Raw genomic sequence first — 19,984 nt, 5'->3', positions numbered from 1 at the left:
CCAGTGATAATGTCTCTCCTGTGAGGAGCGTGACTCTTACGGACAGCAGGCGGGTGAACGCAACCGTTGGGGGTGAACCGGGCCCGGCTGGCCCGTTACCGCTGCCGCACGTCGGCCGCTGACGGAGCGGCGGGCAGGCCCAGCCGCATCAGCGCGCCACCAAGGTCGCCGCCGGTCACCTCGATCGACCAGCCCGACGCGACGGCGATCTGCCGCACCAGGTTGAGGCCGATGCCGCTGCCTTCGCGTCGGGTGCTGTAGAATGGTAGGAAGATGTCGGACCGGCTGCCTTCGGGGATGCCGGGGCCGTTATCCTCCACCTCGATCAGCACGCCCGCGATGCTTGCGGCGATGGTGAGCCGCACCTGCGGCCTGGCCAGATGCCGCGTCGCCTGCGCCGCATTGCGCAGGATGTTGATCAGCACCTGCGCCAGCAGGTCGGGATCTGCGTGCAGCGTCAGCGCCTCCTCCGCCGCTAACGCAAGTTCGCAGCCTGGCCATTCGGCACGGAACAGCCGCTCCATTTCGTGCGCGAATGGTCCGGCGTTGAAGCGGACCGGCCGTGGCTCGGGGGATCGCGCGACCGACCGGTAGCTGTCGATGAAATTGCGCAGCCCTTCCGTCCGCCGCGACAAAGTAACTGCCGCTTCGCGCGCGCTGGAAAGGTCCGGCTCTGGCGTGTCCAGGATCACGTCCAGCGTGCGTGACAGCGACATGACGGGTGTCAGGGAATTGAGAATTTCGTGCGTCAGCACCCGTACCAGGTCGGTCTGCGCGGCAACTTCCACGCTGTCGAGCGTGCCCTGCACCGGCTCCACGCTGACGATATGGATGGGGCTGCCCAGCCGTTCCAGCGCGGCGGTGCGCACGATCGCGCGTTGCAGGCCATCGCGCAGGCGCAGCAGCAGCAATTGGTGCCTTCCGCCGACCGGATCGGCCAGTTGCTGGGCGAAGGTGGCGCCGTAGATGGCGAAATCCCCCGGCCGAATGCCGTCGTGGGCATCGAAGAGGCGGCGGGCCGACTTGTTGGCGGGGGTCACGCCGTCGCTCGCGCTGATCTTCAGCAAGGCCACCGGCGTGTCGTCCACCAGCGCCTCCAGGAACCGAAGCTCCCGCTCGCTCGCCAGCCGCTCCCCCTGCAGGTCCTGCATGGCGCCATCCAGCGCCGCGCCCAGCCGGGCGAACTCGGCCCCGCCGCGTCCATCGAATCGCGCGGCGAATTCCCGATAACGCAGCGCTTCCATGAAGCGGGCGAGCGTGCGGTTGGTCCGGTTGATGTGCCGCCACAGACCGGCGACGGCACCCCCGACCGCCAAGCCAGCGACCAGCCGCGCAGCCACCAGGTCAGGGGTGACGCATGCGGCCGCAAACGCAATCAGGGCCAGCAAGGTCGCGCCAAGCCAACCGATCAGCGCAAGCGTGAAGCGGGCATCAAAGCCCATGCTTCTCCATCCGCCGGTAGAGCGCCGCACGCGACAGACCGAGCTCCGCCGCGGCAGAGGAGATGTTGTAGCCGTGCTTCGTCAGCGCGGCTTCGACCAGCCGCCGCTCGGTCCGTTCCAGGTTCAGGTCGTCCAGTCGGTCGGGCCGGACGATTGCGGCATGAGCGACATGCGCAGGCGCAGGGCTGAGCGAGAAATCGGCGGGTTCCAGCGCCTCTCCTTCCCTTCCCAGGATCAGCGCACGCTCCACTGCGTGGCGCAGCGCGCGAACGTTGCCCGGCCAGGCATAGCCTGCCAGCGCGCGCCTCGCCGTGTCGCTCAAGGCCGGCTCCGGCCGCCGATACCGTTCGGCATAATGCGCCAGGTAGTGGTCGATCAGCAGCAGCACATCGTCGGGCCGCTCTCTCAGGGGAGGCAGTTCGATCTCGATCGTGTTTAGCCGGAACAGCAGGTCCTCCCGGAAATGGCGCGGGTCCTGCAGCATGGTCGGTGTCATGTTGGTGGCCGCGATCACGCGGATGTCGACCGGCACAGGGCGGTTGGCGCCGACGGGCGTGACCTGCCGCTGTTCCAGCGCGGTCAAGAGCTTGGGCTGCAGGTGCAGCGGCAGATTGCCGATCTCGTCGAGGAACAGCGTGCCACCACTTGCCGCCTGGATGCGACCCACGCGGTCGGCTCGGGCATCGGTGAAGGCGCCCTTCACATGGCCGAACAGCTCGGAATCGATCAGCTCCGCTGCCACGGCGCCAAGGTCCACCGTCACCATAGGCGCATCGGCACGGCGCGATTGCTGGTGCAATGCCCGCGCCGCCAGTTCCTTGCCCGTGCCGTTCTCCCCCAGGAGCAGGACATTGGCATCGGTCGGCGCCGCGCGGGAGATCAGCGTCTGCACGCGAGCCATCGCTGGTGACGTGCCGAGCAGCGGCGACGCGGGCAGGCTGGCAGCGGCCCCACCATCCGGTGCGGCGTTCACGGTCCGGCGGGAACGGCGAAGCGTCGCGGCGGTCCGCACGCTCGCCAGCAATCGCTCGTTCGACCAGGGCTTTGACACGAAGTCGCTGGCGCCGAACTTCATCGCCTCCACCGCGATCGACACGCCCGCATGGGCGGTGATCATCACGATGGCGAGGTCCTGATCGGCCGCCAGGAAGCGCTGCAGCAGCCCCAGCCCCTCCGCGGCATCAGTCGCCCCGCGGGCGAAGTTCGCGTCCAGCAGGATGACGTCCGGCCTGATTTCCGCCGCCTGTACGAAGGCAGCCTCGGGATCGCTCACCGTCACCACGCGATCGAACATCTGCCGCAACAGCAATGCCGCGGCCGTGAGGATATCCTCATCATCGTCGACGACGAGACAGCTGCCGAATTCCCTCCTCATGTGCTCGCTTTCGTACAATCGGCGTTCGAAAACGAACAATCAAAAACCGTGCCACCGGCCGACACCTTACGACGAACGACATTCCGGACTGACTGGCACGCTTCGTGAATAGCACGGGGCAAGCTTATCTGCCTGTCCGGAGCCAGTTCCATGTCTCTACCTCCTGTCCGCCCTCCGTCAGCACCGGCGATCCTGTGGCTCGCCGTCTTCGTGGTGGTGCTGGTCGCCAGTCTCGCCCTCTGGCCGACGACGGAGCCTGTCCATTTCCGGACAGGACCGTTCATTTCCGGACACGGGGCCGAGACCGCTGCCGAATTCGTCTTCTCGCTGGCGCCGCCGCTTGCATGACGATGCTGCAGTTTGACCGCGGAACCGCGGCCACGCATCGGGCAGTCACCGGCAGCGCGATGGATCGGGTGGTGGCGCGGCACCAGCTCTCCCTGCCGGTGAAGCTAGCGCTCGGCATCGCGGCCGTGGCAGCGCTCGGCATACTGTTCTGGCTTTATGCACCCGCCGGCAATTCCCAGACGGTCGCGCGTGACCGGCTGACCATTTCCGAAGTCACGAATGGCAGCTTCCGCGACTTCATTCCGCTGCGCGCGCGCGTGACCCCGCTGCTGACGGTCTATCTCGACGCCATTGAAGGTGGTCGGGTCGAACAGGTCGTGGCGGAGGATGGCGCGATGCTGCAGAAGGGGCAGCTGATCGCGGTCCTCTCCAATGCGGAGCTGCAACTCTCCGTCCTCGCCCGTCAGACCGAGGTGGAGCAGCAGATCAACAACATGCGCAGCCAGGAACTGGCGCTGGCGCAGACCCGCCTCGCCAACGAACGCGCCGTGATGGAGGCGCAACTCGCCGTCCAGAAGGCACAGCGCCAGTACGAGCGGGAGGCTCCGCTGGCGGAACGCGGCTTCGTCGCCGCGCGGCAATTCGCCGACACGGAAGACCAGCGCCGCTACGAAGCGCAACGGCTTGAAGTGCTGCGCCGCAGCCGCGCCACGGACGAACGGCTGCAGGCGAGCCAGCTCGCGCAGCAGCGCGCCTCCACCCAATCGCTGCGCTCCAGCCTGGAGGTCGCGCATGCCAGCCTCGACGGGCTGAACCTGCGCGCGCCGGTCACGGGGCAGCTGTCCGGCTTCTCCATCCAGCCGGGCCAGTCGCTCCAGCCGGGGGAGCGGGTCGGCCAGATCGATAGTCCGGGCCGCAACAAGCTCGTGGCCGGGGTGGACGAATTCTACCTTGGACGGGTGGAAGTGGGGCAACGCGCGGCGATCGAATGGGGTGGCCGGACCTATCCGGTGCGCGTCACCAGAATCTCCCCCCAGGTGCAGAACGGCCAGTTCGAGATCGACCTGCAATTCGTGGATGCGGAGCCGGCGGATATCCAGCGCGGGCAGACGCTGCAGGCGCGCCTGACACTGGCGGACCCCACGCCCGCCCGCCTGATCCGCAACGGCGCCTTCTACAACGAGACGCGCGGCGCGTTCGTCTTCGTCCTCGCCCCCGATGGACGCACCGCGGTGAAGCGCCCCGTCCGCCTCGGCCGCCGCAACGAGGAGGCGATCGAGGTGCTGGACGGGCTGGATGCCGGGGAGCGCGTGATCACCTCCCCCTACACCGGGTTCGCCGACAAGGATCGGCTCGAGATCGAAGGAGATTGACGATGTTGCAGATGCGCGCGCTTTCACGGACCTACCGTACCGACACGATCGAGACGAGCGCGCTGGAGGCGATCAACCTCGACATCGTGGCGGGCGAGTTCGTCGCCATCATGGGCCCGTCGGGCTGCGGCAAGTCCACGCTGCTGAACGTCATGGGCATGCTCGACAGCCCCTCCGGCGGTTCATACATTTTTGACGGGCAGGAAGTCGCCGGTCTCGGCGAGGCGAAGCTCGCCAGGGTGCGCAAGGCCAGCATCGGCTTCATCTTCCAGAGCTTCAACCTGGTGGACGAACTGACCGTGCGCGAGAACATCGAACTGGCGCTGCTGTACCACGACGTCCCGGCGGCGGAGCGCGGCAAGCGGGTCGATGCGGTCATGGACCGGGTCGGCATCGCCCATCGCGCGCGCCATCGCCCCAGCCAGCTTTCCGGCGGGCAGCAGCAGCGCGCCGCCGTCGCCCGCGCGCTGGTGGCCGAGCCGAAGCTGATCCTGGCGGACGAGCCGACCGGCAACCTCGACACCAATCACGGGGAGGAGGTGATGCGCATGCTGCAGACGCTGAACGCCGCCGGCTCCACCATCGTCATGGTCACGCACTCCCCAGCGCACGCCGATTACGCCAGCCGCGTCGTCAACATGCTGGACGGACGCATCCTGCAGGAACGGCGCCGCGCCGCCTGATCCCGCCCAGCACAGCCCAGCATCTCCAGGGAGGCATCCCACCATGTGGCGTCATTATCTCACCGTCGGCATCCGTTCCCTGATGAAGCAGCGCATGTATGCGTTCATCAATATCGCCGGCCTCGCCATCGGCCTCGCCGCGTGCATGCTGATCCTGCTCTATGTCCGGTACGAACGCAGCTACGACGACTGGTTGGCCGATGCCGACCGGGTGTTCCAGTTGCAGACCCACTACCAGGCGACCGAGACCGGGGGCGAGGAGATGAAGCTGCAATTGAGCGAGATCATCGCCGGGCATGCACTGGAGAAAGACTACCCTGCGCAGGTCGAAAGCGTCGTCTGGGTGCGGGCCTTCTCGCCCATCGTGATCCAGGATGGGCAGGCGTCAGAGGTCGAGGATCTCCGGATGGTAGACGGCAATCTGTTCGAGATCTTCGATGTTCCGTTTGTCCAGGGCAGCGCCGCCACAGCCCTGCCGGACTCTCACTCAATCGCGCTGAGCCAGAGCGAGGCACGCCGCCGGTTCGGTGATACCGACCCGCTCGGCCGGACGCTGACGATCAACGACAATGCCGGCCCTGTCGATTATCGCGTAACCGCAGTGTTCCGCGACTGGCCGAAGAACTCCAGCTTCTCCGCCGACGCGGTTGCCCGCTTTGACCTCAACACCCAGTTCGCCGATCGCATGTGGCAGGTGACCCGCTGGGGCAACCAGCAGGGATGGAACTTCGTCAAGCTGCGCTCGGCACAGGATGCCGCCCTGATCAACGCCAACATGCCCGCATGGGAGAAGCGCAACATCCCCGACGAGGTGAGCGAGGGGCGCGTCACCAATGCCGGCAAGTTCGAGGACTTCGTGCTGGTGAACATGCCCGACGTCCATCTGGGGGAGGCTCAGGATGCCTCCCTCCGCCCGGGCAATGACCGGCGCACCGTTGTCACCTTCGCAGTGGTGGCGCTGCTGATCCTCGGCATGGCCTGTGTGAACTTCACCAATCTCGCCACGGCGCGCGCATCGCAGCGGGCGCGGGAAGTCGCCTTGCGCAAGGTGCTGGGCGCGACCAGGGGCAAGCTGATCGGGCAGTTCCTGGGGGAGGCGGTGCTGGTGACGGCAATCGCCATGGTCATTGCGCTCGCTGCGGTGGAACTGCTGCTGCCTTCGTTCAACAGCTTCCTCGATTCCGGGATGGAGCTACGCTATCTCGGCACCGGTGGCGTGCTACTGCCGGCCGCCGGCCTAACACTGGTGGTGGGGCTTGCAGCGGGCGCTTACCCGGCATTCTACCTGTCGCGGTTCGAACCTGCCCGCATCTTGAAGGCCAACCGCTCCGCGGCGGATGCGCATGGATCGGGGCGCCTGCGCAACGCGCTGGTGATCGGCCAGTTTGCCGTGTCGATCGCCCTCATCATCTGCACCGCCGTGATCTATGCGCAGACCGTCTATGCGCGGACGGGCGATGCCGGTTATGTGCGCGACGGGCTGCTGCAGGTCGGCAATCTCGGCTTCCGCGGGGTGGAGGGCCGGGACAGACAGGTGGTCGAACAGATCAGGCGGCTGCCCGGCGTGAGTGCTGCGGCCCGCACGCAGATTGCGATCGATCCCGGCAACAACTCCGTCACTCAGGTTTTCACCGCCGGTTCCGACACGCCCGTCGACCTCGGCATCTACTCCGTCGAGGCGGACTTCTTCCGGGCCATGGGCATGAAGCTGTTGGCTGGACGCGGCTTCTCCGAAGCGATCGGCCGCGACGATGCCTCCACCCCCTGGCCCATCGACGTGGCGGCGGAACGGGCGCTGGCGCAACGCGGGGTGAACATCGTCGTCACGCGAGAGGCGGCCCGGCGACTGGGCTATGCCGATCCGCAGGCCGCGATTGGTCAGGAAGCGCGCGCCGGCATGACTGTTCCCGAAGTCGGCGCGGTGCCGATCACGATCGTCGGCGTGGTGGAGGATGCCCGCTTCCGTTCCGTCCGCGACCCCGTGCAGCCCATCATGTATGCGATGACCCGCGCGGGTTTTGGCGACATCATGGTCCGCTTCGACGGCGATCCCGCCCGCATCCGCGAAGCGGTGGAGCAGGTCTGGACGCGCACCATCCCCAACGTACCCTTCGAAGGCCGCTTCGCCGATGACATCGTGCGCGAGCAATACGAACAGGAAACGGCGCGCGGGCAGATCTTCGCCGCCTTCGCTGTGCTCGCAATCATAATCGGCTGCCTCGGCCTGTTCGGGCTGGCCGCCTTCACCGCCGAACGGCGAACGAAGGAGATCGGCATCCGCAAGGTGCTGGGCGCACGGACCGGCGACATCGTGCGGCTGCTGGTGTGGCAGTTCACCCGGCCGGTCGTCATCGCCAACCTGATCGCCTGGCCGGTCGCCTGGTGGCTGATGCGCGACTGGCTGAACGGCTTCGACACCCGTATCACACTTGGCCCAACGCCGTTTTTGTTCGCCGGCGCGCTGGCACTGGTGATCGCGGTGGCGACGATCGGTGCGCATGCCTGGCGCGTCGCGCAGACCAGCCCGGTCGGTGCGCTTCGCTACGAATAGATCGCCGGAAACAAAGTTCTTGTATGACAAATAAGATACCATAGACTGCCGGTCAGCAGCGGGAGCACCTGATCCTGCAGGTCGGGCAAACCCACGTCGGGCGGGACAGGGAGAGACATCGTGGTTCAGTTTGGCCTGCGGGTCGGCGCCGCTGCCATCTGGGCGATCCTTCTTGCCGGATGTGCCGCCACCGGCGTTGCACCGTCAACGGCACCGCTGGCCGACGCGCTGGCGTGGAGCGCACCCGGTAACCCGAACCCGCTGCTGCCCGGCTACTTCGCCGATCCATCGATCGTGCGGGATCGCGGGCGCTGGTACATATTCGCCACGATCGATCCCTGGGGCGGCCAGCGCCTGGGCCTATGGACGTCTGACAATGGCCGGGACTGGAGCTTCTCCACCCCCGCATGGCCGACCAAGGCGGCTGCCACCAGCCCGACTTCCAGCGATGCCATGGTCTGGGCGCCGTCAGTCGTGCAGGGTGCGGGCGGGCAATGGTTCATGTATGTGTCGGTCGGTAGCGAGGTCTGGGTCGGAACCGCCCCGTCCCCCGCCGGTCCGTGGCGCGATGCCAATGGCGGCAGGCCGCTGATCGCCAAGTCTTTCGCGCCCGAATACCACATGATCGATGCCGAAGCGTTCATCGACGATGACGGCACACCGTACCTCTATTGGGGCTCCGGCATAAACTGGGTGAACGGCCATTGCTTCGCAGTGCGGCTGAAGCCCGACATGGTGACGTTCGACGGCACGCCGGTGGATGTGACGCCGGCCAATTACTTCGAAGCGCCCCGGATGATCCGCGCGGGCGATCACTACCTGCTGACCTACAGCGACGGGAAGACGACGACCGACACCTACAAGGTCCGCTATGCCGTGGGCGACACGCCCTTCGGCCCCTTCCGGGAGGCCGCGAACAGCCCAATCCTGGTGACCGATATTGGCCGCGACGTCATCAGCCCCGGTCATCATACCTTCTTCCGTTCCGGCGCGCGGGACTACATCCTCTACCACCGGCAGGCGCTGCCGTGGGTGCCGGGCCGCAAGGAAGTGCTCCGCCAGATCGTCGTCGATCCAGTGGAGGTGCGGACCGACGGGACCATCGCGAATATCCGGCCCTCTCATGGGACCGACGTGGCGGGCTTCGTTCCGCGACGGGAACGCGGGCTGACATGGACGGCCAGCGGATCGGGCGACGGCAACTTGCACAGGCCGGCCAGCGCTGCGGACGACAGCTACGCGACCATGTGGAAGCCTGCGGCAGGCGGAGCGTTGCATCTGGTCGCCGATCTCGGCCGTGCGCGGCGGCTCGCCAGCAGCGAGTTGCGCCCGGAATATGCCGACCGCCCCTATCGCTTCGGGATCGAGGCATCGATGGATGGTCAGAACTGGCAGACGGTGTCCGCCGTGGCGGAGCAGCAGGGATCACCGATCCGATCGCGACTGGATGTCACCGCCCAATATGTGCGGCTGGTCTTCCCCGATGGCGGGGCGGCCGTGTGGGAATGGGTGATCCGCTGAGTTCCTGGGGAGGCTTACTGATGAAGTACATGCCAGTCATCATCGCCACAGCCGGTCTCGCGCTTGGCATCGCGGCACCGGCCATGGCGCAGCAGGGAACGGGTGCTGCGCTGCAGGCGGAGGGGGTACGGGCGGTGTCGATCGAGGTCGATGCCGCGCGCAGCACCGGCACGCTGCCGCCGGTCTGGCGCTTCTTCGGGGCGGACGAGCCGAACTACGCGACCATGAAGGATGGCCGCAAATTGCTGACCGAACTGGGCGAGCTGCGGCCGGGAGAGGTGTTTTTCCGGGCGCACAACCTGCTCAACACCGGGGACGGGACGGCGTCGTTCAAGTGGGGCAGCACCAACATCTATACCGAAACGGCGGACGGGCAGCCGGTCTATGACTGGACCGTGGTCGACCGGATCATCGACACCTACCTGGCGCGCGGCGTGCGGCCGTTCCTGCAGCTTGGCTTCATGCCGGAGGCGCTGTCCAGCGCGCCGGCGGGGACGCCGTACCAGCACAGCTGGCGGCCGGGCTTCGCCTACGACCACATCATCACCGGCTGGGCCTACCCGCCCAAGGATTACGACAAGTGGCGCGAGCTGGTCTACCAATGGACGCGCCACAATATCGACCGATATGGCCGGGAGGAGGTCGAGCGCTGGTACTTCGAGGTGTGGAACGAGGCCAACGGCGCATACTGGAAGGCGACGCCGGAGGAATTCTACAAGATGCATGACTACGCCATCGACGGCGTTCGCCGCGCGCTGCCGAATGCGCGGGTGGGCGGTCCGGATTCGGCGGGCGCCGGCGGGGCATTCATGGACGGGTTCCTGCGCCATGTGACGACCGGCACCAATTACGCCACCGGGCAGACCGGCACCCCCACCGACTTCCTCGCCTTCCATGCCAAGGGGCAGCCGACCTTCGTAGACGGGCATGTGCGCATGGGCATCGCCGCGCATCTGCGCAATGTCGATGCGGGCTTCGTCAAGACGACGTCGGTCCCGGCACTGGTGGACAAGCCGGTGGTCATCGGGGAAAGCGATCCGGAAGGGTGCGCCGCCTGCCCGGGGCCGCAGAACGCCTATCGCAACGGCACCATGTATTCCAGCTACACCGCCGCCAGCTTCGCCCGCATCTGGGACCTGGCCGAGCGGCGCGACGTGAACCTGGAAGGGGTGCTGTCCTGGTCGTTCGAGTTCGAGGACCAGCCCTGGTTCGCCGGGTACCGCCAGCTCGCCACCAACGGCGTCGACCTGCCGGTGCTAAACGTGTTCCGTCTGTTCGCGAAACTGGGGACAGAGCGGCTGAACGCCACGAGCGATGCGCAGGTTCCACTCGACGCGATCCTGGCCGACGGCGTGCGCGGGCAGGCGGACGTCGGCACCATCGCCACCCGCACGGCCGACGGGCAGGTGGCGCTGCTGGTCTGGCACTATCACGATGACGACGTTCCCGGCCCCGCCGCCCGGATCAGCATCGCCATCGATGGGCTGGCCAGCCCGATCCCGACCGGCGCCACGCTGTGGCGGGTTGATCCCGACAACGCGAACGCCTTCACCGCCTGGCAGAAGATGGGGTCCCCGCAGGCGCCCGACGCCGACCAGTACCGCCAGATGGAGGAGGCATCCGTGATGCACCCGCAACCCATCGCGCTGGTGCCAGGCACCGATACGGCACGGTTCGAGCTGGACCTGCCCCGGCAGGGCGTGGCGCTGGTCGTTCTGGGGTCCTGAGGCCATCGGCTGACGATCCCGCCAGCCGACGGCCCATCACTCGCCGATCAGCGCGCCGGCGTGTAGACGATGTGGAAGTAGAACCCGCGGCCGTAATGGTCGCGTTGCGACAGCGTCCCATTCAGGTTCCGCGTGTGGTACCATTCGGGCGGCGCGCCGAGCACATTGTCGACCTCGTACTTGAAGGTCAGGTCCCGCCCGACCCGGTGCCAGGCGGACAGGTCGACGGAGGTGCGGCCCTTCACGTAGAAGTCGTCCCACGCCTGGTTCGCCACGCCCGTCAGGAAGTCGTCCTGGTAGTTGGCCGTCACCCTGACCGCGCCGTCCACCTGGGGCAGGCGCCAGGTCAGGGCCAGGTTCGCCATCCAGTCCGGCTGCTGCAGCACCCGGTCGATCTCTCGCGTGACGGTGTCGCCGGCGTAGGTCATCTGGCCCCACAACCGGCTGACGTTCAATGATGCACCGAGGTCCGGGGCGAAGCCGAAGGATTGGTCCACCAGCGCAAATTCGACGCCAGACACCTTCGATGCCTCCGCGTTCAGGGGCTGGCGGATCTGGTTCAGGAGGCCGTTCTCCTCGTACTCCGTCGTCAGGGTGAAGATGTCGTCCCTGATGGTCTTGTGGAACCCGGTGAGCGCCACCAGCGCATCGTTGCCGGGGAAGTAATATTCCAGCGCGAGGTCGTAATTGTCCGCCCGGCGGGGCCGCAGGTCCGGGTTGCCGCGGGTGATGACGCAGCCCGTCACCGCTTCGCCGCAGACCTCGCTTTCCGCCTGCACGATGTTGGCCGGTGTCGGCCGCCCGATCGTGCGGCTGACCGATCCGCGCAGCTTCAGCCCGCGGGCGAGGTCCTGCGTGATGTTCAGCGATGGCAGCCAGTTGGCATAGCCGCCGGCCGGATTGGCGAGGCGATCGACCAGTTCGCCATCAATGGTGAGCGGCGCGCTGCCGGTGAAGGTAACGTCGTCATAGCGCAACCCGGCGATGATGTGCGTGGTCGGCAGGCGGTAGTGCAGCGAGAGATAGGCGTTCGCGACCTCCTCCTGATAACCATAGTCGGCGATGCGGCTGTAGCGTTCGGAGCTGGCGACATCTCCCGCCGGAGTGTCGGCCCAATACCGGTCGTAATTGATCCACGGCAGGACCAGACCGTTGCTGCCGTAATAGGCGTAACCGGGATCGTACATGTAGCGATCGGCATCGCCGCCGGTGACCTGGCGGATGCTGTCCACGTCCTTTTCCAGATCGAGCCGCGTATAACGCACGCCCGCAACGAAGCCGAACCCTTCGGCGAACGGATCGACGTTCCAGAAATAGTCGGCGCGCAGGTCGATCACGTCCTCCCACGCGCGGTTGTAATTGATGTTCGATCCGTTGATGGCGTAATCGTTGGCGAAGGGATCGCCGGTGATGCCGGTCAGTTGCGGCAGTTCCTCCATGCTGTAGCCATAGGACAGCACATTGCCCGGCCGCGTCCGCACGCGCACCCAGTTCTCGTCATCCCGATACGTTTCGCGGGTGTAGCCCGCGCGCAGCGACAGGTTGCCGGTGTCGCCCGCCTGCCAGTCCAGGCCGTAGATCAGGCCGCTGGCGGTGCGGTCCCACTGGTTCGATCGCACGACCGACTGGATGTAATCGACGGGCACGGTGCCGGTCGTCTCCGTCCGGTTCGTCAGGCCGGTCGTCTTGCCGATCATGTCGCTGGAATTCATCGTCGAGGCTTCACGGCGATTGTACATGTAGCCCATCAGGTACGTCGTCACGGCCGGGGTCGCCTGCCATTCCAGCTTCAGCGATCCGCCGGCATTGGTGATGGTGTTGGAATAGTCGCCGAAGGCGAACTTGCCGGTGCCGTCCCTGCCATCCCAGCCGAGCGCCGGATCGGGGCCGGCGATGACCTTCCCCGCGGCATCGAAATAGGTGCGGCGGTCGGTCCAGTTCTTGTTCGAATTGCGTGCGCGTTCCTGATAGCGGCCGGTGGCGACGATACCGAACTGGCCATCCGCGCCGAAGCGGTCGGCCATCGCCGCCTTGATGCCATAGCCGAAGCGGCCACCATCGGATTCAGCGGAGTTCTCCCCCGCCGGACCCTTGAAGGTGGAATAGATGCCGTAGGCGTCCAGGAGGTAATAGGGCGTCGTCGTGCCGAACGCGGAACGGGTGACGATGTTAGTGAGGCCGCCGATCGCCGCCGCATCCTGTTCCGCGGTGAACGCCTTGTAGACGTCGACCCGCTGGGAGATGTCGGCCGGGACCAGCTGCAGATTGACCCGGCGGGTGCCGCCGCCATTCTCCCCCAAAGTGGCCAGGGTCAGGCCGTCGATGGTGGTGGCGTTGAGATCGGCGGACAGGCCGCGAACGGTGATGTAGCGCGGCTCATCCCCGTCGCCTTCGAAGCTGACGCCCGGCACCTGCAGCACCATGGCCGCGATCGAGCTGTCGCCCGTTGGCGCCTCCAGATCGTCATAGGTGACGGAATCGACGATCACCGGACTGTCCCGCTTCACATCGACGGGCTGGAAGCCGTAGCGGGTGCCGGTCACCTCGATCACGTTGCCCGTGCCGCCGTCATCGGTTGCGGCGGCACCGTCCTGCGCGCCCGCCTGGGTCGCCAGCGCCGCGGCCAAGGCCAGCGCCGAGCACATAGAAATCCGTTGCATGTTGTCCCCCTGTTGCGTGGTTTAAGACGGCCGCCGCCGCCGGGATGGCGGACGCGCGGCCCCGGCCGGGGAAGCGCCCCGGCGAATGGATCGTGAAAAGGGTTGCGTGGCTTAGGCGGGCTGGAGGCCCGGCCGGCCCCGTTCCGCCACCAGCGTGGCAAAGGTGGATAGCTGCCCGTCCGGTCGCATGACCTGGTCCAGCACCTTCAGCTCGCCGCGGAACACGTCCCGCCCGACATCGCACAGCACGTATCCGCGCCGGTCGATGATGGCCTTCAGGCAGTCATTGCCCGCGACCGAGCGGTGATAGGCATCGTCCAGCCCGACGCCGTCCGAACCGGAGGTGACGGAAGTGGCAAGGAACTCCGCGGCGAGCGGCGGCCCCTCCCCGCCATGGCGCAGCACGTCACCGGCGAAGTGGCGGTGTGCGTCGCCCGACACGGTGACGACATTGGTCAGCCCGCGATCCGCGATGTGCCCCAGCAGCCGTTCGCGCCCATGCAGGTAGCCGGACCATTGATCCGCGGAATAGGTCGTCTCGCCCCCACCCTCCGGCTGCACGGCCAGTTGCATCAGCATGACCTGCTGCGCGATCAGCTGCCAGCGGGCGGTCCCCTGCGACAGGCCGGCGAACAGCCATTGTTCCTGCCGCTCCCCCAGCATGGTGCGCCGGGGGGAGAGGAAGTCATCGTTCATCGGGCCGTTGCGCCCGCCATTGCCCAGTGCGCTGCGGTATTGCCTGGTGTCGAGGAAATGGGCGTCCAGCAGGTCGCCAAAGGACGCACGGCGGAACATCTGCACCGATCCCCCCGCCGGCATGGATGCGCGGCGCACCGGCATGTGTTCGTACCACGCCTGCAGCGCGGCGGCCCGGCGGAAGGCGAACACTTCGGGTGCGGTGCCGTCCTGGTCCAGGCCGTCCGCCCAATTGTTGTCGATCTCGTGATCGTCGAAGCTGACGAACCAGGGCGCGGCGGCATGGGCCGCCTGCAGGTCCGGGTCGGACTTGTAGAGGGCATAGCGCCGACGGTAATCGTCAAGCGAGTAGATCTCCTGCCCGACATGGCGGCGCAGCGGCGTGAACGGCCGGCCGTTCATCAGCCGGGTGGCGGCCCCGGTGTCGCGCCCTTCGTAGATGTAATCGCCGTAATGGTAGACGAAGTCGATCGGCTCCTCCGCGATGCGGCGCCAGGCGGTGTAATGCCCTTCCTCGTAATGCTGGCAGCCTGCGGCGACGAAACGCAGCCGGTCCTTCGGCGCGCCGGCCAGCGGCAGGGTCTGCGCCCGCCCGGCCAGGCTGCGTTCCCCGCCGCAGCGGAAGCGGTACCAGTACGGGCGGTCCGGCTGGAGGCCGGCAAGCTCGACATGGACGCTGTGCGCCAGTTCGGGGTGGGCGATGGCCGTGCCGCTGGCGGCGACCGTGCGGAAGGCGGCGTCGTGCGCCACCTCCCACTGCACCGCGACCGGCGCCATCACCATGCCGCCATGGGGCTGCAGCGGCTCGGGCGCCAGCCGCGTCCAGATCACGAAGCCGTCCGCCGCGGGATCGCCCGCGGCGACGCCCAGCTGGAAGGGCGGTACGGCGAAGGTCATCGTGTCGAGCAGGTTGCGCCGCTCCGCCGCGTCCTGCGCGAAGGCGGCCGGGCCGGCCAGCACCCCCGCCCCGGTGGCGAGCAGGCCGGCGAGCAGGCGGCGGCGGTCGAATTCGGTCATGGGATCGGTCCTCGTCGGCACGGTTGGATCAGAGCTTCACGATGGCGTGGAAGAACAGGGCGGAGCCGTAATCGTTCTTCTGCCGCACCCACTCGTCATGCTCGCCCAGACGAAACTCCGGCTGGTTGTCGAACACGTTGTTCCATTCGTATTTGAACAGCAGATCGTCCGTCACGTCGTGCCAGATGGCGAGGTTGACGGTGGTCAGCGCGGCCGCGCCCTGGTCCTGCCAGGGATTGGCGCCGACCGAGCTCAGGAAGGCGTCGCGGTAATTGGCGTTGACCCGGATGCCCGCGCCGAGCGCCGGGATGCGGTACGTGACGGATCCGTTGGCGATCCAGTCCGGCTGGTTCATCAGGCGGTCGACCGTGCGGCTGCCAGCATCGGTCACATAGTCCATCGTGCCCCACATCCGGGTCAGGTTCGCCGACACGTCGATCTGGTGATCGGCCAGGCCGACCGGCAGGCCACGATGGACCCATGCCGCCTCGATCCCCTGCATCCGGGAATCGGAGGCGTTCAGCGGCTGGCGGATGGCGTAGAGCTCGCCATCGATCACGGCCTCTTCCCGCAGGGTGAAGATGTCGTCCCGGATCTGCTTGTGGAAGTAGCCGAGCAGCAGCATGCCGTTGGCGCCGGCGTAGTAATGCTCCACCGTGGCATCCAGGTTGCGGGACCGGCGCGGTCGCAGGTCCGGATTGCCACGGGTGATGGTGCAGGCGACGTCGCCGGCATCGCCGCCATCGTCGCACACGCGGTTCTCGGCCTGGGCGATGTCCCCCGGCGTCGGCCGGCCCAGCGTCTCCGACCATGACAGGCGGATGTTGGTGTCGCCCAGCCGGTGCACGATGTTCAGCGACGGGAGGAGGTAGTCGTAGCCGCCTTCATTCCGCCCGAACGCGCCGGTCGCGCTGCCGTCGGTCAGCACCGGCGTGGTGCCGGTGAAGTCGACATGGTCGTAGCGCAGGCCGCCGACGATGGTGGTCGCCGGCAGGTTCAGGTGGACTGAGGCATAGGCGGTCGCCAGTTCTTCCTGATAGCGGTAGTCGGCCGCGTGGCTGTTGTGGAAGCTGGCGGCGGCGTCCAGCGGGAAGCTGTCCCACTTCTCCTGCCGGAAACCGTTGTAGTCCAGCCAGGCGAAGGAGTGGGGGCTGTCGGGCGGCCGGTACCCGCTGTCATAGATCCAGGGATTGATCGTGCCGCTGACGCGATGATCGATCCGTTCCACATCCTTGCGCATGTCGAGGCGGCGGTATTCCACGCCCGCGACCACACCGAAGCCCTGCGATCCGCGCTCCACGTTGTGGGCAAGGTCCAGCCGTCCGTCGAACACCTCCTGCCGGGCATTGCTGTAGACGTCGCGCTGCGCATTCATGCGGTAGGGCGCGTTCATGATGACCGACGGGGCGCCGATCCCCGCCAGCGTCGGGATCGCATCGGTCGGGGTATCGAAGGTGAGGAAGTAGCCGGTAGGGTTCGTCAGGATGCTGACATAGGGCTCCCAGTCGCGGAACGTCTCCTCCGTCAGGCCTGCCCGGGCGGTCAGACGGGTCGCGCCGGTTTCCAGGCTGGCGCTCGACAGGATGCCGCGGTTCTCGCGCCGGTACTGGTTGTGGCGATAGTTCTCGACCAGCTGGGTGATGCGGCCGCGCCCTCCATCATCGGTCAAACCATCCGCCAGCGGCACGAAGTCGATGTGGTTGATGTTCGTCGACTGGTCCTGGATGCGGACGTAATCGTAGCCCATGACGCTGGCATTCACGCGATCGTCGGGCGACCGGTATTCGAGCTTCGCCGAGCCACCATAGGTCTCCGACACGTCGGCATAGGTGCCGTAGCCGAGATGCGCCGGGGCGACCCGGCCGCTATAGCCCAGGGCGGGATCGGGCCGGGCGATGATCGCGCCATCGGCATTGAGGAAGCGCTTCGTGTTCTGCCAGTTCTGTGCGAAATTGCGCGGCGTGCTGTCGTAGCGGCCCGATACCAGGAGGCCGAACTGGTCGCTGGCGCCGAACGTGGTGGCGTAGTTCGCCTTGATCCCGCCACCCCAGTGCTTTTCCGGATTGCCGACGGAATTGCTGCCGCCCTCCCCGCCGCGCGTCCGATAGAGGCCGTAGGCATCCACGAACAGCGACCGGTCGCGCCGGTCGAAGGCGCTGCGGGTGACGATGTTGATCGCGCCGCCGATCGCGCCGGCATCCTGTTCCGCGGTGAAGGTCTTGAACACGTCCACCCGCGCGGACAGGTCGCTGGGGATCAGTTGCAGGTTGACCCGCCGCGTGCCGGCCCCGCTCTCCCCCACGGTGGCGAGCGTCAATCCGTCGATGGTGGTATGGTTGAGGTCGGGTGAGATGCCGCGAATGGTGACGTAGCGCGGGTACTCGCCATCCTCCACGGTGCTGATCCCGGGCAACTGGGTCAGCAGGCCGGCGATCGAGCCATCGGCGGCCAGCGTCTCGACATCGTCATAGACGACTGATTCCACGATGGTCGTCGCATTGCCCTTGGACCGGAACGGCGCCGCGATCCCGGTGACGACGATCTCCTCCGACCCGACATTGCGGGTGTCCTGCCCCTCGCCCGCCGGCTGTTCGGCCACCAGGGTCACGACATTGCCCCGCCAGCTGGCGACCTTCAGCCCGCTGCCCGCCAGCATCCGCGCCAGTGCCTGCCGCGGCTCCAGCGCGCCGGACAGAGCACGGGTCCGCGCGCCGCGGGCGACATCGGCCTCCACCAGCACCTGGATGCCGGCCTGACGGGCAAATTGCGGGATGGAGGAACTGGCCGGCCCCGCCGGAACCGCGAATTCCCTAACCCCGGCCGCCACCTGGGCCATTGCCGGCATGCCGCCGGCAAGAACGGTGGCGCCCAGCAGCATGACGCCGAGACGAAGCGGAACGACCCGAAACAACATTCTTCCCCCTCAAAGGTTTCCGAACCCTTGATGGACGAGGCCGTATCTTCCGTCAGAACTCGCGAAGAAAAAGTTACATTACACAACAATTACGGTTTGATGACGATATTGTTACCGTCCTGCTCGACCGAGCCGCCGACCAGTCCCGCAGCGGCGGCGGCAAACTGTTCGGGCTGGTTTATTCGAAAGTACCCCACCATCGACTTGCGAGCGATCTGTGGAGAAGCAATCGTGACCTTGCGAATATTGTAGCGGTTGAATTCATCCACCGCTGCCTGCAGCGTCATGCCGTCCAGCACGATGTCGCCGTCGCGCCACGCCAAGGCGCTTTCGCGGGCAGGCCGGATGCGCGGGGCAGGCAGGCGTGGCGCGAAGGCGATGGTGGTCGCCTCCCCCGCCCCGGCGGACACGATGTGGTGCGGATCGGCCGTGTTGCGGATCTCGACCCGACCCTCCGTCACCGTGACGGTCGCGGAGCCGGAATTGCGCCGCACGGCGAAGGCGGTGCCCACGGCGGTCACGCGGATCGGCCCTGCCTGCACGGTGAAGGGGCGTTCGCGATCCTTGGCGACGTTGAACCACGCCTCCCCATGCGCCAGCGTGACCACCCGGCGGGTCGATCCGATCTCGATCTCGACCTCCGACGCGGTGTTGATGATCGCGCGTGATCCGTCGTCCAGCGCCACCCGCCGCACCTCCCCGGTACGGGTGGCATAATCCGCGCTGACCGGCTTGCCGGGCAGGAGCAGCAGGGTTGCGGCGGCGGCGGCCACAGCCGCCGTTGCCGCAAAGCCGACGGGCCAGCGCCATCGGCGGGCAGGCGCCGCGATCCCCGGCGCCTCCGCCTGCGGAGCGACGGCAGCGGGGCCACCGTCCATCTCGGCCGCGCGGTCAGGCGCCTCGTAGATCAGGCACAGCATGGCCTGCGCCCGCAGCAGCGCCCCCTTGTTCAGGGGATCCGCCGCGAGCCAGCGATCGAGCGCGATCCTGTCCGCATCCGCCAGCGGCCCGGCATCCATGCGTGCCGCCCACGCGGTCGCCTCATCGGTGTGGGACATCGGTCCTCCGCGTGGCGGCCGATGGGTCCGGCGACAGGCTCACGCCCTGTTCTCCAAGCGCGTGCAGCAGCATCCTCAACCCCCGCGCCACATTGTTCTCGACGACATTCTCCGACACGCCGAGCCTTGCGGCCGCTTCCTTCTGCGACAACCCTTCCAGCCGGCGCAGCAACAGGACGTCGCGGTAAGCGGCAGGCAGCCGGTCGAGCAGGTCGAGGACATGCTGCAATTGCATACGGCCGCCTGCGATCCTCTCCGGCGATGGGCTATCATCCATGATGGATGACTCGTCCAAATCCGTCATCGCGCGAAATTCGACGATCTGCGACCGTCGGATCCGTTCCAGCAGGATCGAACGGGCGGTGGCGAAGAAATAACGCCGGCCGCTGCGCACATGGCCGACGTAATCGAGCTCCGCCAGGCGGCAATAGGCGTGCTGGATGATCTCGTCCGCATCGGCGTGGACATCGACGCGGCGGACCAGCCAGCGCCGTACATCCGCCTCGTGCGGCAAAATCTCATGCGCGATCCAGCGGACGATTTCAGGCCTGGCAGGCACTGCGCGGCAACGCTCCTGATGGGAAGGAGCGCTGCCCATCATCCCACCATTGTTGCCGCCTGATGACACAAATGCCGGCCGATCGGGTGATCGGCCGGCAGAAAGGTGCAACGGTTGCGG

Annotated in this window: 13 protein-coding genes; 6 read left to right on the top strand and 7 right to left on the bottom strand. The window is 67.0% G+C overall.

What is annotated here, in order from left to right:
* Positions 1-95: 95 nt before the first annotated feature.
* A complete protein-coding gene (locus V5740_RS13745; protein WP_347303031.1) occupies positions 96-1,442 on the bottom strand; it encodes a HAMP domain-containing sensor histidine kinase in 1,347 nt (448 codons plus the stop codon).
* Complete coding sequence (locus tag V5740_RS13740; protein WP_347303030.1) at positions 1,432-2,817, bottom strand: sigma-54 dependent transcriptional regulator; 1,386 nt, start codon at positions 2,815-2,817, stop codon at positions 1,432-1,434. Before V5740_RS13740 ends, V5740_RS13745 begins: the two co-directional genes overlap by 11 nt.
* Before the next feature lie 150 nt (positions 2,818-2,967).
* Between V5740_RS13740 and V5740_RS13735 the strand changes: the two genes are divergently transcribed.
* From V5740_RS13735 to V5740_RS13710, 6 genes are all read left to right on the top strand, one after another.
* Complete coding sequence (locus V5740_RS13735) at positions 2,968-3,165, top strand: hypothetical protein (protein ID WP_347303029.1); 198 nt, start codon at positions 2,968-2,970, stop codon at positions 3,163-3,165.
* Positions 3,162-4,478, top strand: coding sequence for an HlyD family efflux transporter periplasmic adaptor subunit (locus V5740_RS13730; RefSeq protein WP_347303028.1), 1,317 nt, complete (start codon positions 3,162-3,164; stop codon positions 4,476-4,478). The genes V5740_RS13735 and V5740_RS13730 overlap by 4 nt, the downstream gene beginning before the upstream one ends.
* A 2-nt stretch (positions 4,479-4,480) precedes the next feature.
* Positions 4,481-5,161, top strand: a complete 681-nt coding sequence (locus tag V5740_RS13725; RefSeq protein WP_347303027.1) for an ABC transporter ATP-binding protein — start codon at positions 4,481-4,483, stop codon at positions 5,159-5,161.
* A 43-nt stretch (positions 5,162-5,204) separates the two neighbouring features.
* Entirely contained in the window at positions 5,205-7,712 is a 2,508-nt protein-coding gene (locus tag V5740_RS13720; protein ID WP_347303026.1) for an FtsX-like permease family protein, read from the top strand.
* A 120-nt stretch (positions 7,713-7,832) separates the two neighbouring features.
* Entirely contained in the window at positions 7,833-9,233 is a 1,401-nt protein-coding gene (locus tag V5740_RS13715; protein ID WP_347303025.1) for a family 43 glycosylhydrolase, read from the top strand.
* Positions 9,234-9,253: 20 nt separating this feature from the next.
* A complete protein-coding gene (locus tag V5740_RS13710) occupies positions 9,254-10,960 on the top strand; it encodes a beta-xylosidase (protein WP_347303024.1) in 1,707 nt (568 codons plus the stop codon).
* Between the two features lie 47 nt (positions 10,961-11,007).
* On the opposite strand, the gene V5740_RS13705 is transcribed toward V5740_RS13710, so the two are convergent.
* The 5 genes from V5740_RS13705 to V5740_RS13685 all read right to left on the bottom strand — a co-directional run bounded on the left by V5740_RS13705 (position 11,008) and on the right by V5740_RS13685 (position 19,864).
* Complete coding sequence (locus V5740_RS13705; protein WP_347303023.1) at positions 11,008-13,620, bottom strand: TonB-dependent receptor; 2,613 nt, start codon at positions 13,618-13,620, stop codon at positions 11,008-11,010.
* A 111-nt stretch (positions 13,621-13,731) separates the two neighbouring features.
* Positions 13,732-15,333, bottom strand: a complete 1,602-nt coding sequence (locus V5740_RS13700) for an alkaline phosphatase D family protein (protein WP_347303022.1) — start codon at positions 15,331-15,333, stop codon at positions 13,732-13,734.
* A gap of 28 nt (positions 15,334-15,361) precedes the next feature.
* Complete coding sequence (locus V5740_RS13695; protein WP_347303021.1) at positions 15,362-18,247, bottom strand: TonB-dependent receptor; 2,886 nt, start codon at positions 18,245-18,247, stop codon at positions 15,362-15,364.
* A gap of 89 nt (positions 18,248-18,336) precedes the next feature.
* The gene (locus tag V5740_RS13690) at positions 18,337-19,305 is read right to left on the bottom strand and encodes a FecR domain-containing protein (RefSeq protein ID WP_347303020.1); all 969 of its coding nucleotides are present in this window, start codon (positions 19,303-19,305) and stop codon (positions 18,337-18,339) included.
* Positions 19,289-19,864 carry a sigma-70 family RNA polymerase sigma factor gene (locus tag V5740_RS13685; RefSeq protein ID WP_347303019.1) on the bottom strand — a complete coding sequence of 192 codons (576 nt, stop codon included), beginning with the start codon at positions 19,862-19,864 and terminating at the stop codon, positions 19,289-19,291. Before V5740_RS13685 ends, V5740_RS13690 begins: the two co-directional genes overlap by 17 nt.
* Between the last annotated feature and the right edge of the window lie 120 nt (positions 19,865-19,984).

This window comes from Croceibacterium sp. TMG7-5b_MA50 (assembly GCF_039830145.1).
Lineage (GTDB): Bacteria > Pseudomonadota > Alphaproteobacteria > Sphingomonadales > Sphingomonadaceae > Croceibacterium.
The sequence above is the reverse complement of the archived record's forward strand: the minus strand, read 5'-3'. Positions and strand labels throughout refer to the sequence as shown.